Annotated in this window: 15 protein-coding genes and 2 tRNA genes; 8 read left to right on the forward strand and 9 right to left on the reverse strand. The window is 58.8% G+C overall.

Annotation, left to right across the window (positions count from 1 at the left end; genetic code table 11):
• Nucleotides 1-24: 24 nt before the first annotated feature.
• The 3 genes from QP971_RS03580 (at nucleotide 25) to QP971_RS03590 (ending at nucleotide 2,876) form a co-directional block, all read left to right on the forward strand.
• Nucleotides 25-1,239, forward strand: a complete 1,215-nt coding sequence (locus QP971_RS03580; RefSeq protein ID WP_239273980.1) for an alkylhydroperoxidase domain protein — start codon at nucleotides 25-27, stop codon at nucleotides 1,237-1,239.
• Nucleotides 1,240-1,304: 65 nt separating this feature from the next.
• A complete protein-coding gene (locus QP971_RS03585) occupies nucleotides 1,305-2,021 on the forward strand; it encodes an SDR family oxidoreductase (RefSeq protein ID WP_284810889.1) in 717 nt (238 codons plus the stop codon).
• Nucleotides 2,022-2,096: 75 nt separating this feature from the next.
• Nucleotides 2,097-2,876, forward strand: coding sequence for a GntR family transcriptional regulator (locus QP971_RS03590; RefSeq protein ID WP_284810890.1), 780 nt, complete (start codon nucleotides 2,097-2,099; stop codon nucleotides 2,874-2,876).
• On the opposite strand, the gene pepN is transcribed toward QP971_RS03590, so the two are convergent.
• Nucleotides 2,873-5,389 carry an aminopeptidase N gene (gene pepN / locus QP971_RS03595; RefSeq protein WP_284810891.1) on the reverse strand — a complete coding sequence of 839 codons (2,517 nt, stop codon included), beginning with the start codon at nucleotides 5,387-5,389 and terminating at the stop codon, nucleotides 2,873-2,875. The genes QP971_RS03590 and pepN overlap by 4 nt on opposite strands.
• 97 nt (nucleotides 5,390-5,486) lie before the next feature.
• Here pepN and QP971_RS03600 point away from each other — a divergent pair, with 97 nt between their 5' ends.
• On the forward strand, nucleotides 5,487-6,110 hold the full coding sequence (locus tag QP971_RS03600; protein ID WP_284810892.1) for a mycothiol-dependent nitroreductase Rv2466c family protein: 624 nt from the start codon (nucleotides 5,487-5,489) through the stop codon (nucleotides 6,108-6,110).
• Here QP971_RS03600 and QP971_RS03605 read toward each other — a convergent pair.
• The gene (locus tag QP971_RS03605) at nucleotides 6,107-6,511 is read right to left on the reverse strand and encodes an MFS transporter (RefSeq protein ID WP_239273974.1); all 405 of its coding nucleotides are present in this window, start codon (nucleotides 6,509-6,511) and stop codon (nucleotides 6,107-6,109) included. The two genes, QP971_RS03600 and QP971_RS03605, sit on opposite strands and share 4 nt — an antisense overlap.
• A gap of 116 nt (nucleotides 6,512-6,627) precedes the next feature.
• On the opposite strand from QP971_RS03605, the gene QP971_RS03610 reads away from it, so the two are divergent.
• Nucleotides 6,628-7,101 (forward strand): ribose-5-phosphate isomerase, encoded by a 474-nt coding sequence (locus QP971_RS03610; protein ID WP_284788850.1) that lies wholly within the window; start codon nucleotides 6,628-6,630, stop codon nucleotides 7,099-7,101.
• A gap of 86 nt (nucleotides 7,102-7,187) precedes the next feature.
• Here QP971_RS03610 and QP971_RS03615 read toward each other — a convergent pair whose 3' ends face one another.
• From QP971_RS03615 to QP971_RS03630, 4 genes are all read right to left on the reverse strand, one after another.
• The gene (locus tag QP971_RS03615) at nucleotides 7,188-8,021 is read right to left on the reverse strand and encodes an aldo/keto reductase (protein ID WP_284788851.1); all 834 of its coding nucleotides are present in this window, start codon (nucleotides 8,019-8,021) and stop codon (nucleotides 7,188-7,190) included.
• Between the two features lie 18 nt (nucleotides 8,022-8,039).
• Nucleotides 8,040-8,672 (reverse strand): hypothetical protein, encoded by a 633-nt coding sequence (locus QP971_RS03620; RefSeq protein WP_284788852.1) that lies wholly within the window; start codon nucleotides 8,670-8,672, stop codon nucleotides 8,040-8,042.
• A 180-nt stretch (nucleotides 8,673-8,852) separates the two neighbouring features.
• Nucleotides 8,853-9,545: a nitroreductase gene (locus QP971_RS03625; protein WP_284810893.1), complete on the reverse strand. Its 693-nt coding sequence runs from the start codon at nucleotides 9,543-9,545 to the stop codon at nucleotides 8,853-8,855.
• A 117-nt stretch (nucleotides 9,546-9,662) separates the two neighbouring features.
• Nucleotides 9,663-9,737: transfer RNA gene (locus tag QP971_RS03630), tRNA-Gly, on the reverse strand.
• A gap of 122 nt (nucleotides 9,738-9,859) precedes the next feature.
• Here QP971_RS03630 and QP971_RS03635 point away from each other — a divergent pair.
• From QP971_RS03635 to tig, 3 genes are all read left to right on the forward strand, one after another.
• A complete protein-coding gene (locus QP971_RS03635) occupies nucleotides 9,860-10,690 on the forward strand; it encodes a DUF1542 domain-containing protein (RefSeq protein WP_269953613.1) in 831 nt (276 codons plus the stop codon).
• Between the two features lie 134 nt (nucleotides 10,691-10,824).
• A tRNA-Pro gene (locus QP971_RS03640) sits at nucleotides 10,825-10,898 on the forward strand.
• 90 nt (nucleotides 10,899-10,988) lie between these two features.
• Nucleotides 10,989-12,347 (forward strand): trigger factor, encoded by a 1,359-nt coding sequence (gene tig / locus QP971_RS03645; protein WP_005324044.1) that lies wholly within the window; start codon nucleotides 10,989-10,991, stop codon nucleotides 12,345-12,347.
• 178 nt (nucleotides 12,348-12,525) lie between these two features.
• On the opposite strand, the gene QP971_RS03650 is transcribed toward tig, so the two are convergent.
• The 3 genes from QP971_RS03650 to nrdF are packed head-to-tail and all read right to left on the reverse strand — an operon-like array spanning nucleotide 12,526 to nucleotide 14,428.
• Nucleotides 12,526-13,107: an NADPH-dependent FMN reductase gene (locus QP971_RS03650; protein WP_005324045.1), complete on the reverse strand. Its 582-nt coding sequence runs from the start codon at nucleotides 13,105-13,107 to the stop codon at nucleotides 12,526-12,528.
• Nucleotides 13,108-13,146: 39 nt separating this feature from the next.
• Entirely contained in the window at nucleotides 13,147-13,422 is a 276-nt protein-coding gene (locus QP971_RS03655; RefSeq protein WP_152691224.1) for a hypothetical protein, read from the reverse strand.
• Nucleotides 13,403-14,428 (reverse strand): class 1b ribonucleoside-diphosphate reductase subunit beta, encoded by a 1,026-nt coding sequence (gene nrdF, locus QP971_RS03660; protein ID WP_023020918.1) that lies wholly within the window; start codon nucleotides 14,426-14,428, stop codon nucleotides 13,403-13,405. Before nrdF ends, QP971_RS03655 begins: the two co-directional genes overlap by 20 nt.
• Nucleotides 14,429-14,466 lie beyond the last annotated feature (38 nt).

Genomic DNA, 14,466 nt, shown 5'->3' on the forward strand with positions numbered 1-14,466 from the left:
CCCCAGAAAGGTTGGACTGAGAATATGACCGACATTATTAATGAACTTTCCCATGCCAGCGCCGAGGTGCAACAGCTGCGCCGTGCGCGCCACGATGCACAGGACAATGCGCAACTGAGCTTTAGCGCTTTGCTCGAGCCTGCAGAACCAGGCGAGTTCTCCTATACGGAGCGCTATGCCGTAGCGGCTTTTACCGCTGCAACCTACCGGGCGAGCGAGGCGACGGATTTCTACTTCGACCTGCTGGACGATGAGGCCGACGAGGATCTTGTTGCCGCCGTGCGCGCCGCGAGCCAGCGCGGTGTGTCTACCGGCCCGTACCACCAGGGGGATTTCCTTATCTTCGGCGATACCGCCGCGGAAGCCGCGCTGGGCACGCGCCTAGCTGCAGCCTTCGATTGGGCGCACCTTCTGGCCTTCCATCCCAAGGATGCCTCCCCGCAGGCGATCGGACACCTCGATGCCGCAGGATGGTCTGCTACGGATATCGTCAGCCTGTCCCAGCTGGTGGCATTTTTGGCCTTCCAGCTGCGCGTGGTCCACGGCCTGCGCGTGCTTTCTGGTGAGGATCCCGCATCCCACCCCGCAGCCGAGCGCGCCGCCGGCGTGGCCGATCCGGGTTGGGAGGTAACCGCGACTACATTGCAGCCCAATACCGTGCTGCCGGATCACTTTGTCAATCACTCCCTGGGCTGGAAGCCCTGGGTAGAGGCGCTGGCGAAGGAGGATTTCACCGCGGTGCATACCGATGCCCTCATCAAGCCAGAGCGTATCGATTCCGAGTACTTCCGCTTGCTCGCCCGCGACCCTGCGGCCTTGAAGGCGCGCACGCTGACTGACCTGGACATTTTCTATAACACCGAAGGCGGGCTCTCCCGTGCGGACCGCGAGCTCGCCGCTACTGTGGCATCGCGCTACAACGGCTGCGAGTACTGTGCCTCCGTGCACCAGGCGCGGTGCGTCCAGGAAGGCGGCGACCGTGAAATTGTAGACCGCCTCTTGGACGAGGGCATCGACGCCGACCTTGGCTCAAAGGAATGGGACCTTATCCGTCGCGCCGCCGTGGCGCTGACGGAAACCCCCTTCGCCTTTGATGCGGCACTATGCGCGGACCTGCGTGCAGCCGGATTCGATGAACAATCCATCTTGGACCTCATCTACGCTTCCTCCTTCTTCAACTGGGCTAATCGCTTGATGCTCACCTTGGGCCAGCCGGACGTGCCTAAGCGCTTCCGTTAATCGGCTACCGCCGGCGACTGGTCCGGTGCGGCGCTGAAAGCAAAGGATCCCTATGATGGGGCGGCATGACTGATACAAAGAACGCCACCGCACCAGCACACTCGGAAAGCGAAACCCCGCAGAAGGTCGCCGTCGTCACCGGCGCTACCGGCGGCATGGGCCGCGAAATCATCGCTGACCTGGCCGGTGATTACCATGTGTATGCACTGGGACGGAGCGCGGCAGATCTGCCCGAAGCGGACTCCATTACTCCGGTGGCCATCGACCTCGTCGCCGGCCTCGATGAAGGCATGAAGCTGCCGGAGCTAGACCGCGTGGACGTGCTCGTCCACGCTGCCGCGCGAGCTACCAAGTACTCCGTGGAGGAGGCCATGCCGGAAAATTGGCGCGCGCACATGGACCTCAACGTGCACGCCCCCGCTGAGCTGACCCGTGCCTTGCTGCCGCAGCTGCGCAAAGCGGAAGGCACCGTGGTCTTTATTAACTCTGGCGCTGGACGCCACAGCTACGGCGATAACGTCATCTACGCGGCGACCAAGCACGCGTTGTATGCACTCGCCGATGGACTGCGCATCTCTGAGCCGGGGATCCGCGTATCCACCGTGGCTCCGGGGCCTACCGATACCCCTATGCTTAAGGGGTTGCAGGATTATGATCCCTCCCAGGTTATTGCCCCGGCTGAGGTGGCTCGTGCCATTCGTACCGTGGTAGAGGCAGGCCCCACCACCCAGCTGACGGAAATCCAGGTCAGGCCGCGAATCGAACTACATCTGCGCAAGTAGGAACGCAAGTAGTGGTAATGGACATCACGCATTAATGGGGTTGGTTTCTAGGGGTGTCCATTACACTCGGGGGCTGTGACTTCCCAAAGCCGAAAGCGGCCCGCCTATCTCCGTATCTCGGATGCCCTACGCGACAAGATCGAACGCAATGAATTAGAACCCGGTCAGCGTTTTCCTACCGAACGCGAATTGGTCCGGGAATTCCATGTTGCGCGCATGACCGTGCGCCATGCTTTAGACATTTTGGAAGTAGAAGGCCTCATTGACCGCCGCCGCGGGCGCAGTGGCGGCACCTATGTGCGCACGGTTCCCCCTACACTGAGCCTGACCAATAAGGACAATATTGTCACCCAGCTGCGCGAGCGCGGGCACGAGACCGCCGTGCGCGTGGTCTCCGTCAATAAAGCCCACGTGCCCAAGCACGTGGCAGCGGTTCTAGGCGTGAGCGATTCCACCTTTGCGTGGGATATCAAGCGCCTCTATACAGTCGATGGCAAGCCCGTCATCCTTTCTCGCTACACCATCCCGGTAGATATGGCTCCCGATCTCAATCAGCACGATCTGCGCGAGCCCATTATGGAAATCCTGGCTGGCTATAACCTCAAGCCCGTCTTTAAGCGCGAGAGCATGAGTGCCGCTACCGCTCGCACCGAAGAACAGAAACTCCTGCACGTCAGCCGGTCGCACCCGCTGCTGCGGTTTGTGCGGCTGCTGAAGAATAAGTCGGGCGCGGTCTTTGCCTATATTGAAGAGTCGCTGCGCTCTGATATCGCCAACGTAGAAGTGGTCTTGGGCGAGGATCCCGCACCGCGACCCCTACCTGAGAGGGGAAGCGGCGCTGGGAAGCCGGCCTAGCTAGCGTCTACTTGCCGGTTGCGCAGCGCCCGGGCTACGCGGTCACGCTGCTCGGTAGTCGTACGGCGCAGACCACCCGGCAGCTCCTTCTTCAAGAAGGCATCGGCGCGGTCCAGGCCTTTCTGCGTGATATCCCAGGAAGGGAAGAGACCCGTCACGGTGGTAAGCGCCACCTCTGAAGACTGGGAAGACCACACCTTTTCCGCGATGTCGAAGAACTCTGCGGTGGGCAGGAATTCATCGCTATGCGGGTAGAGCAGGCCTTCCAGCTTGGAAGTGAGCTCGCGGTTGGTGAGATTTCCCGCCACGATTTCTTCCCATACCGCGCGCTTGTTCTCGGTGGTTGCCACGGCTGCGCGGGCACGCAGGGAAGAGTAGTAGCCGGTGGCGGAATTATCGCGCTCGAGTTGCGCATCCGAGGCAGCAGTGACGTCCTCTATTGCGCCATCGGCGGCGAGTGCCGCCAGTGCGGACCAGCGCAGCCCCGCATCCTCGGAGGACTCGAGCACGCCCCGCAGGTACTCGCGCGCGCTATCATGCAGGCGAATCTTCGCCAGCGCTTGGGTGCAGATGATGGAGCGCTGGGCATCAGGGCTGTGGGCGCCGTCGAGGAGGGCGTCGGCAAGCAGGGTGCTTTGGGCGACCCACTGTGGATCGGCGTAGTTCTTCAGCGCGCTAGAGGCCTGCAGGACAATGCGCTCGAGGACTGCAAGCTCGGTTTCGGCCTGCATGCCGCGGGCTACCAGCTGGATGAAATCGCGGGCGCGCATAGTGCCGGCGCGGGTCATTTCCCACGCGGTGGACCAGCACAGGGTGCGGGCCATGGGATCGGCAAACTTATCAATATTATCCAGCAGGAACTGCAGGGAACCCGCGTCCAGCTCGATGAGGCAATAAGTCAGGTCATCGTCATTGGGCAGCAAGAAATCGATATCGGCTAATGGGCGGCCAATGAGCTCAGGAATCTCGGTGGAGGCGCCATCAATATCCATCTCGATGCGATCGGTGCGCACCACCTGGCCTTCCTGCAAGTTGTAAAGGCCCACCGCTACGCGGTGGGTGCGCAAAGTATCGCCGCTCTGGGTGAGGTAAGCATGGGTAATCGTGCCGGATTCATCCGCGTTGAGCGCCACGCTGAGCGTATTGATGCCCGAGGTCTTGAGCCACTGCTGCGCCCAGAAGGAAAGGTCGCGGCCGGAGGCCTCTTCTAGGTGGCGCAACAGATCATCAAAGGTGGCATTACCCCACGCATGGGCGGCAAAGTGGCGGCGCACGCCGGCCAGGAAGTTGTCGCGGCCGACATAAGCCTGCAGCTGCTTGAGCACCGAAGCGCCCTTGGCATAGGTGATGCCATCGAAGTTTTGCTCCACTGTTTCGATATCGCTGGCATCGGTGGAAATCGGGTGGGTGGTCGGCAGCTGATCCTGCTGATAGGCCCAGGATTTTTCCACATTGGCAAAGGTCACCCACGCGGTATCGTATTCGGTTTCCTCCGCCTGGGAGATGGCGGCGGACCAGGTGGCGAAGGACTCGTTGAGCCACAGATCGTCCCACCACTGCATGGTGACCAAGTCACCGAACCACATATGCGCTAGTTCGTGGAGGATGGTGTCTGCGCGGCGCTCATACTTATAGTGCGTGGCCTGGGAAGCAAAGACGTACTCATCGCGGATGGTGACGCACCCGGCATTTTCCATCGCGCCGGCATTGAACTCTGGCACGAAAATCTGGTCGTATTTGCCAAAGGGGTAGGGGAAACCAAAATTGCGGTGGTAGAAATCAAAGCCCTGCTTAGTCTCAGTAAATAGGCGCTCGGCATCCAGCGCGTGGGCGAGCGAAGAGCGGCAGTAAATGCCAAGTGGCACCTCGAGCTGCTGGGCCGGCTTGCCTTCTGGGTGCGCGGTCAGCTCGCCGCGCCAGGTATCGGTGACCTCGTGGTATGGGCCGGCGCACAGGGCCACCAGGTAGGTAGATAGTGGATAGTCAATAGCCGTGCTGGCTACATCGCCTTCCCAGCGCATCGGGCCATTGCTGATGATGGTCCACTCTTCGGGCGCCTTGAAATGCAGCGCATAGGTTGCCTTCATATCGGGCTGATCAAAGCAGGCAAAGACTCGCTTGGCATCGGCGGTTTCAAACTGGGTATAAAGGTAGACCTTCTCATCGGCGGGGTCGACAAAACGGTGCAGGCCCTCGCCGGTGCGGGAATACGGGATCTTCGCGGTGACTTCTAGCGTGTAGTCGGCCACTTGGAGGCCGGAGAGCGGAATGCCGTAGGTGGGGTTATAAGAATTCGTGGGCAGCGGGTTTCCGTTGAGGCGCACCTCGTGCACTTCCTCGGCGCGCAGATCTATGAAGGTGGAGCCGATCTCTCGTGAGGTAAAGCTCACCTTCGTGGTGGACAGGAAGTGGGTATCCGAATACTTGAGGTCTAAAGTGACATCATAGTGGTGCACCTCGATCATTCGGGAGCGCTGATCCGCTTCCTCGCGAGTTAGGTTTATTGAGGTCATGACCTAAATTCTCCTTCTAAGCCGAAAATAGTTCTGCATCCACAGTAGTCGCGCACCTAGGCTGGTGGGGCAAACTTTTTCAATCAAAGGAGTATTCATGGCTGACGCAGTAAAGTTCTGGTTCGACGTTTCTTGCCCCTTCGCTTGGGCCACCTCGCGGTGGATCAAAGAGGTAGAAAAGGTTCGCGATATTGAGGTCGAGTTCGAGCCGATGTCCCTGTCCGTGCTGAACGATGGCCGTGATCTAGACCCCACCTACATGGACATGATGAAGGCTAATTGGGGCCCAGCGCGCGTCTTTGCCAAGGTCAAGGCCGAGCGCCCTGAGAAGGTAGACGAGCTATACACCGCAATGGGCACCCTGGTTCACGCCAAGGGCAATGGCGGGCGCACCGGTTTTGGCGCCTATGATGACATCATCGCTCAGGCGCTTGCAGAGGTGGACCTGCCGGCCGAGTTCGCCGAGGTAGCCAATAGCGAGGACTATGACGAGAAGCTGCGCGAGTACCATCACAACGGCATTTCTTCCGTAGGCGATGAGGTGGGCACCCCGGTTATCAAGCTGGGTGATACCGCGTTTTTCGGCCCAGTTATTACCCGCATTCCTACTGGGGAAGAAGCAGGCGAGCTTTTCGACGCCTCCCTGCGCCTTGCCCAGTACCCCTACTTCTTCGAGCTCAAGCGCTCCCGCACCGAAATGCCGCAGGTGGAGGAGAACTAAGCGCTCTTTTCACGTCGGTGCAGCTGAATCGCAGCGCCGACGCACAGTGCGATGGTCAGCGGGGTCAAGATGAAGGCCGGCAGACCTGCGATATTGATAGAGGGAAGTTCCACGCCGGCCTGAAAGTTCTCCCACGCGACAAGCCCCCAGGATGCCCACGATGCGCCGGCAAGAAGCGCGATGATGCCGGCCGCAATTGCGCCCCCGTTGGCGCGCGGATTCCCGCGCACCCTCTGCGCAATCCAAAACACTCCCAGGCCTAGGTGAGCCAAAGTGGCAAGAATGCTCGCGATAAGCGGGAGGAGGAAGCCTCCGGCGCCGGAAACCTGAACGCCAAGCAGGATGATGCAGGCGAGAAGACTCCCGCCGTAGAGCGCGAGGACTGGTTTGGTTATAGGCATGGCTTTCCTCCTTCATAGCGATAGTGGTTGGCCGCGAGCTTATCAGGAAAAAGTAATGCGAAATAGGGTGGGCGCTAAGCCTCCTCAAGGCGCGCCGGGCCGGTAGGATATGGGCCATGCGCGTATATCTAGGAGCAGACCACGCAGGTTTCGAAACCAAGAACCTGATCGTTGAACACCTCACCAAGCAGGGCCACGAAGTCATTGACTGCGGCGCCCATACCTACGATGCCGAGGATGATTACCCGGCCTTTTGTATCGAAGCGGCACAACGCACCGTCAATGACCCAGGTTCCCTGGGCATCGTGCTTGGCGGCTCCGGCAACGGCGAGCAGATTGCCGCCAATAAGGTCAAGGGTGCCCGCTGCGCACTGGCCTGGTCCGCAGAGACCGCACGCCTTGCCCGCGAGCACAACAATGCCCAGCTCATCGGCATCGGTGGCCGCATGCACACCGAGGAGCAGGCACTGGAAATCGTCGACGCCTTCCTAGACCAAGAATGGTCCCGCGCGGAGCGTCACCAGCGTCGCATCGACATCTTGGCGGAATACGAGCGCACCGGTATCGCCCCGGAGCTGCCGGAGGCCTAAGTCACACAGGATAAACGCCGCGGACCAAAGCTGGTTCCGCGGCGCTTTTGCGTACGCACCGGCCGGCTCGGCCGAGGCGTTAAGGCTTAGGCATCATTCATGTCATTCGGGTGCGGACCGCCGCGCCCCTCTTCGCCCTCATCCAAGGCGGTGATGGCGGCCATCTCGTCCTCGGTGAGCTCAAAGCCGAAGACGTCGAAATTCTCCGCGATCCGCGATGGCGTGGCGGACTTAGGGAAGAGGATGACGCCATTCTGCAGGTGCCAGCGGATGACGACCTGCGCCGGGCTGACATCGTGCGCCGCAGCGGCGTCGGTCACCTCGGGGGCATCCAAAATATCGCTCTTTCCCTGGCCCAGCGGGCCCCACGCCTCGATAGTGACGGTGTGGGCGCGGAAGGCATCAAGCTCACGCCAGCGCTGCAAATAAGGGTGAAGCTCAACCTGATTGACCGCCGGCTTGACGTCGGTCTTGAGCTCCAGCTGCTCCAAGTGTTCCAGCTCGAAGTTGGAGACGCCGATGGACTTTGCCTTGCCCTGCTTCTGCAACTCAATGAGTTGCTTCCACGCCTCGACGTAGGTTCCCTTCGCCGGGGTAGGCCAGTGGATAAGGTAAAGATCCACATACTCTAGGTCGAGCTTGTCCAAAGACTCATCAAGTGCTGCGGCGGCATCGGTCTGGCGGTCATTCCACAGCTTGGTGGTGACAAAAAGTTCCTCGCGCGGGATGCCGGACTTGGCAATTGCCCGGCCCACGCCTTCCTCGTTGCCATAGATAGCGGCGGTATCGATATGTCGATAGCCCACGCGCAGGGCCTCGGCTACCAGCTCTTCGGTCTTATCCGGATCCATCTGGAATACGCCGAAGCCAAGCTGCGGGATGGTATTGCCATCATTAAGGGTGATGTTAGGTACGCTCATGCGCCCCAGACTACCTGCCTACTGCAGCGGGCCGAGCGTGATGAATTTATTCCACGTCTCCCACTCGTCCTGTAGGCGGGCACGCTCATGGGGTGGGGTAGCGGTGCCGTCGATAAGCGCGGCATCTATCATGCGCACGCCATTGTCAAAGAACAACGCGGCGTGCCCCGAGGCACCATGGCGCAGTACCGGAACCAAGTTCAACCCATCGAAGGACAGGCGCGCATTGGGCCGCACATCCAGCCCGGCAATGGCGGCGAGGGTGGGAGCCAAATCAATAGGGGAGACTAGCTCGTTATTTTCCCCGCTTTCCGCCACCCCCGGCCACAGCACCGACATCGGAGCATTTCCACCTAGCAGGGAGCAGACAGCAATGACGCCTTCAACCTGGTCGAGTTCCTCCAGGCTGGGCTGTTCAAGTAGGCGGAAGACATCGTCACCGGCAGGGTCCGTGTCTTCACGCACCTCGTAGCCCACCCCAGCAAAAACCTCACTGATGCGCGTGGTGGCTTGGCGCTGTGGGTACTGCCCAGTCAGGGTACCGCGGCGGGAATCCGCATAGGTTTCCGAAGGTACCCACGTGTTTTTAAAACGAACGCCGCGCAGTGCGGTCTCCGGCGCATGGTCAAAGGTCGCAAGAGTGATATCCATGGTCTCAATTCTAGGCTTGCCGACGCCCCCTTCGGCCAACTTCGCTTAGTGATATTGGTGAGCGGGCGCTCGCCGCGGCGATTCAACGATTTCGTCCCTATAAATCGCCTGTTTCGTCGACGGTCGCGGTGGTTTAGATGGACGAAATCGTTGAAAGTAGCTTTCTGATGGGAGCCGGTGCTAATCGAACTCCAGGCCCTCAATGCCGTGCACGGTCACGGTCTCTGAGAGCGGCGCGCGGCCCGGAGCCGTATTAAAGACTGGGCTAGATTCATCGGCCGTACCAAAGGTGATGGCGGCGACCAGCTTGTAGTCCTCGTCCACGCCGAGGAATTCGCGTGCGGTTGGCGCAATCAAGGAAATCATGCCCTGTGGGATGCCGTGATAGCCGTGTGCTTCCAAGGAAAGCAAGAAGTTTTCGGCGTAGGTTCCCTGGTCAAAGGCGGCACGGACGCGGTCGCCCACCGGTGGGATAAAAAGAAGTGCCGCATGCGGCGCGCCGAAGAAGCGCAGGTTTTCGCGGACGAACTCCACGCGGCCTTCTTTATCCTCGCGCTTAATGCCAAGCAGCCCGTACATTTTGGCGGCCAGTTCTTGGGAACGCTGGGGGTGGATGCCCTCACCATAATCGGTGGTGAAGTCCGGGCTGAGGCCGTTGGTGTCGAATTCCTTAATCAGCGCGGCGCTGAGCTCCTTGAGCTTTTCTCCGCCCACCACGTGGACGTTCCACGGCTGGGTATTGGAGTTGGACGGTGCGGATTGAGCGTCCTCCAAGACCTGCTTGATGTCTTCCACCGGCATGGGCTCCGGAAGGAATGCGCGGGGAGAGTGGCGATTGCGGATAAATTCGGAATACTTATTGGTTGAAGTCATGCGCGCCACTGTACACATTGCCGCATGCGTCCACCTTAAACCAAGTGTGGCCAGCGTAGATGAGTAGGGCCGGGGAAGTAAAACGAAAAATCGCCCACCTGAAAGATGGGCGAGACGTGGAGGGAATGACGGGAATCGAACCCGCGTCTTCAGCTTGGAAGGCTGAGGTATTAGCCACTATACGACATTCCCACAGCGCGCTATTGAAACGCTGCGCCATACTTTAGCGCACGCGGCGGCAAAAATGAAAATAGGGAACTAGGGTAGCGCTTGAGCCGTTGTTATAAGCAGAACAGCCCTACCAATAGAAGGCGATGATCATAGTGGAAATTTTGCTCCTTGTGCTGGCAGTGGGCGGAGGCGCGTGGTTTATGTCCTCGCGCAACTCTCAAAAGCGCCGCGAGGAACGAGAAGCACAGCAATTGGCCGATGCACAAGCCGATGCTCGCCGGTGGATTGAACGCCTGGGTGGACAGGTAATGCAGATTTCTGGCACCGATTCTGCCTCCCAGCAGGCAATGGCCGATGCGTCCGAGCGCTTTACTGCGGCTAACTCAGCAATTTCGCGCGCCACCACCGCAAAGCAGGCAAACCTAGCGCGTGAGTCTGCCTTGGAAGGCATGCACTATGTGAATGCCGCGCGCGAGATTATGGGTATGAACCCGGGCCCAGAGCTGCCACCGCTCGAGGGGCAGCGCGCCGCCGGCAAGGTAACAGAAAAGCGCACCGTGGAAGCGAATGGTCAGCAGATTACTGCTTCGCCGTACGCCTCCGCGGATACCCCGAACTACTACCCAGGCGGAACCGTCGCAGGGCGCCCAGTTCCGGCAGGGTGGTACTCGCGTCCGTGGTGGGCCGATGCATTGCAGACCGGCGTGTGGATGGTTGGCTACTCCATGATGTTTAATGCCCTGTTCTCCGGTATGTCTGGCATTGGTTATTCCGCGGCCGCTGCCGAAAGCGGCGACTGGGGTGGCGGTGATGGCATGGGCGATGCTGGAGACATGGGTGGTGACGCTGGCGATGCTGGCGACACCGGTGACATGGGTGGCGGCGATGACGGTGGCGGCCTGTTTGATGGCCTTGGCGATGGCGATGGCGGTGGATTCTTTGACGGAATGTTTGATTTCGATTTCGATTTCTAGCCGCTAGTCTGTCAAAATCGTCTTCTGTGCTGCGTTGATTCCATTAAGTGGGGGTCCGTTTAGGAGATTTAAAACGGACACGGTACACTGTCTCAGGTATGCAACGCAGCCAAGGTAACTTGGTGGCCTACATACGGGGCGTGGCGCAGTTTGGTAGCGCACCTGCTTTGGGAGCAGGGGGTCGCAGGTTCAAATCCTGTCGCCCCGACGTATGGGGGTCTGGAAATGCCCTAATAAGGATTTCCGGACCCCCTTTAAGTTTATGTACGTAAAACAATGAAGCCAGGGAGATTCACTCGTGAAGACCACCGTAGACAAGCTGAGCGATACCCGCGTTAAGCTCACCGTCAACGTTCCGTTTGCGGAGCTGGACCAGGAAATCGATCAAGCTTACGCGGCAATCGCGCAGCAGGTTTCTATTCCAGGTTTCCGTAAGGGCAAGGCACCGCGCCAGCTTATTGACGCTCGCTTCGGCCGCGGCCCCATCCTGGAGCAGGTTGTCAATGACATGCTGCCTTCCCGTTACGAGCAGGCAGTCAAGGAAAACGATCTGAAGGTCATCGGCCAGCCGGACGTTGATATTTCCAAGATTGAGGACAAGGACTTCGTGGAGTTCACCGCAGAGGTTGATATCCGCCCTGAGTTCGAGATTCCGGACTTCTCCAAGATCTCCGTTACCGTCCCAGCCCTAAAGGCTGACGAAGAGGACGTCGACAAGGCTCTGGAGGAGCTGGCAGAGCGCTTCGGTGAGCTCAAGGACACCAAGCGCAAAATGAAGACCGGCGACTACGCCATCATCGACATTACCGCTGAAATTGACGGCGAGAAGATCGAAGACGCTTCCACCGAGGGTCTGTCTTACCGTATCGGCGATGATGACCTCATCAAGGGTCTGGACACTGCACTGCGCGGCATGAAGACCGGTGAGGATAACGAGTTCACCTCTACCATCCAGTCCGGTGAGCACAAGGACGAAGAGGCCACCATCAAGGTCCATGTCCAGCAGTCCAAGGAGCGCAAGCTGCCGGCTATGGACGATGAGTTTGCTCAGATGGCTTCCGAGTTCGACACCATGGACGAGCTGCGTGAATCCACCAAGACCCAGGTGGAGGAGACCAAGAAGGCTGAACAGGCTGCACAGATCCGCGATGAGGTTCTGAAGTCCGCACTGTCCGAGGTTGAATTCGAACTGCCGCAGTCCGTAGTGGACGAGCAGGCTCACTCCCAGCTGCACCAGATCCTGGGCCAGCTGGCTCACGATGAGAAGGCACTGGCTCAGCTCCTTGAGGCACAGGGCACCTCCCGCGAAGAGTTTGATAAGCAGACTCGCGAGCAAGCAGAAGAGTCCGTCCGCACCCAGCTGTTCCTTGACGCCGTAGCCGAGAAGGAAGAGCCGGAAGTTTCCCAGCAGGAGCTGACCGACCACATCCTGTTCACCGCTCAGTCCTACGGCATGGACCCGAACCAGTTCATCCAGCAGCTGCAGTCCAACGGCCAGATCGCAAACCTCTTCTCTGACGTGCGCCGTGGCAAGGCACTGGCTGCCGCTATCTGCCGCACCACCGTCAAGGATGAAGAGGGCAATGACGTAGACGTTGACCAGTACTTCGGTGAAATCGAAGAAGAGGACGCTGCAGAAGCTTCCGAGGAGAAGTAATCTCCCACTTGTAACGCGCTGCTGCCACATGTGTGGTGGCGAGCGCGCATGAAACCCCGGATTCAGGTAACTCAAGGATGAGCCTGAATCCGGGGTTTGTGTCATTGTGGACGCCCTCTAGGAGTCTTTGAGTACTTCGAAGAGGGCGTGATGTGATGTGTGTTGGCTGGGGATACCGCTAGCCGTTCTTGGCTCTAAAGGCCTCGTCGGTCAACTGCAGGAAGCGCATAACGTAATCCTTGACAAAGTCTGCGGTACGTTGATTGAGATGTCCGGACTCTTCGAAAAGGGTGGGGGATTGGCCCAGAAATACTTCGGGCTGACCAGGGAGCGGCATGTCGAAGTAGGACAGAGCGAGGCGAAGGTTCTTCTGTGAACTGTAGCCGCCCATGCGGCCTACAGAGTGGCTAATGATACCTGCGGGAAGGTTCTTCCACGCCACATCTGAGTTGGGTTTAGAGCCGATGTCCACTGCGTTTTTGAGGCAGGCAGGGATAGTGCGGTTGTTCTCTGGCGTAATGAAGAGGATCCCGCTCGAGTTCTTGATGGTCTCGCGAAAGGTGGTGTACTCAGCCGGAGTGGGCTTGTCCGTGACGGCGGGGTCATCGTAGTCGAAGTCATAGAGCGGCAAGTCACGGATTTCCACGATGTTTGCCTCGTAGCCTTCAGGGATCATCGTGAGCACCTCGTGTGCAATCTTGCGTGCAAATGACTCTCGGCGCAGGCTGCCGACGATAACGCTGATACGTGGGGTGGTCATGGTAAACCTTCTTTCTTAGTTGGGTGTAGGGAGACGTGGTCAAGGGAGAAAAGGCTTGCAGCCAAAGGCCGGTGGTGGGCCGGCAGCGTGGGCGGCGGTGAGGAAGCCATCTACTTTGTTTCCTTCTTCATGGCGGAAGTACAGTTCGATGAGTCCTAGAAGCCCCCCGAGGACGGCCTCTCGTGCGGCGGATGTATTCAACAGCCGCATGGCTGCGGGTTGGTTTCCTTCGCGGATGGCTTCAAACAGCGCGATGGTCTCAAGCCAGCTTCCTTGGTCCGGTCGCGGAAAAGGTTTAGAAATCCCAGTCATCATCGCTCGTTTCTTCAGCAGTACCAATGACATAGGAGGAACCAGATCCGGAGAAGAAGTCATGGTTCTCATCTGCTCCGGGGGCTAGGGCCGCGAGGATTTCTGGGTTCACTTCCGTTTCTTCGGGCGGGAAATAATCCGGGTAGCCCAAATTCATGAGTGCCTTATTGGCGTTATAGCGAACGAACACGGCTACATCATCCATGAGTCCCAAAGGCTCATATAGCTCGCCGGAATAGTCCAGCTCTAGTGCATAAAGCTCTTCGAGCAAAGAAATGGTGAAATCATGCATCTCCTTCTGCCGTAGCGGGGTCGTGGATTCCAGACCGCGCTGATATTTGTAACCCGAGTAGTAGCCGTGCACTGCCTTGTCACGCAGAATGAGGCGGATCATGTCTGCCGTATTTGTCAGGGTGGCGTGGACAGAAAAGTGCAAGGGAAGATAGAAACCCGCGTAGAGAAGCAGCGAGGAAAGCAACGTCGATGACACCTTGCGTTTGAGTGGATCCGGCCCAAAATAGTGCGCGAGAACTTTCTTGGCGCGTGCCTGGAGAAGGTCGTTATTCACCGCCCAGCGGTATGCTTCATCAATTTCCTTTGTACTGCTCAGGGTAGAAAACACTGAAGAGTATGAACGGGCATGGACTGACTGCATGAAGGCGATGTTGGTATACACGGCCTCCTCGTGTTCGGTGCGGGCATCTTGAATCTGACAGATTTCACCCACGGTGGCCTGGACAGTATCCAGGGTGGTGAGTCCCGTGAACACCCGCATGGTGAGGTTGCGTTCCTCGGGTGTCATCTTCTGCCACGCCGGAAGATCATTAGAAAGCGGGACCTTCTCTGGCAACCAAAAGTTGGCGGTTAGACGGTTCCACACTTCAAGATCCTTGTCATCGCTCACCCGGTTCCAATTGATGGCGCGGATGCGGGCTGAAGGATCATGCCGGTAGCTCGGCGGAGTAACTGAAATGCTGGTTAGTTCAGCACTATTCGATGTTGACGACATAGCTTCTTTCTTTCTGAGTGAATGGTTGTGGACAAGGG

The sequence above is a fragment of the Corynebacterium marquesiae genome (assembly GCF_030229635.1).
GTDB lineage: Bacteria > Actinomycetota > Actinomycetes > Mycobacteriales > Mycobacteriaceae > Corynebacterium > Corynebacterium marquesiae.

Coding starts and splice junctions, on each gene's coding strand:
- QP971_RS03610 (WP_284788850.1), top strand. CDS start 6,628: ATGCGCGTATATCTAGGAGCAGACCACGCAGGTTTCGAAACCAAGAAC.
- nrdF (WP_023020918.1), bottom strand. CDS start 14,428: ATGTCGTCAACATCGAATAGTGCTGAACTAACCAGCATTTCAGTTACT.
- QP971_RS03650 (WP_005324045.1), bottom strand. CDS start 13,107: ATGACCACCCCACGTATCAGCGTTATCGTCGGCAGCCTGCGCCGAGAG.
- QP971_RS03580 (WP_239273980.1), top strand. CDS start 25: ATGACCGACATTATTAATGAACTTTCCCATGCCAGCGCCGAGGTGCAA.
- pepN (WP_284810891.1), bottom strand. CDS start 5,389: ATGACCTCAATAAACCTAACTCGCGAGGAAGCGGATCAGCGCTCCCGA.
- QP971_RS03655 (WP_152691224.1), bottom strand. CDS start 13,422: ATGATGACTGGGATTTCTAAACCTTTTCCGCGACCGGACCAAGGAAGC.
- QP971_RS03620 (WP_284788852.1), bottom strand. CDS start 8,672: ATGGATATCACTCTTGCGACCTTTGACCATGCGCCGGAGACCGCACTG.
- QP971_RS03600 (WP_284810892.1), top strand. CDS start 5,487: ATGGCTGACGCAGTAAAGTTCTGGTTCGACGTTTCTTGCCCCTTCGCT.
- QP971_RS03635 (WP_269953613.1), top strand. CDS start 9,860: ATGATCATAGTGGAAATTTTGCTCCTTGTGCTGGCAGTGGGCGGAGGC.
- QP971_RS03585 (WP_284810889.1), top strand. CDS start 1,305: ATGACTGATACAAAGAACGCCACCGCACCAGCACACTCGGAAAGCGAA.
- QP971_RS03605 (WP_239273974.1), bottom strand. CDS start 6,511: ATGCCTATAACCAAACCAGTCCTCGCGCTCTACGGCGGGAGTCTTCTC.
- QP971_RS03625 (WP_284810893.1), bottom strand. CDS start 9,545: ATGACTTCAACCAATAAGTATTCCGAATTTATCCGCAATCGCCACTCT.
- QP971_RS03615 (WP_284788851.1), bottom strand. CDS start 8,021: ATGAGCGTACCTAACATCACCCTTAATGATGGCAATACCATCCCGCAG.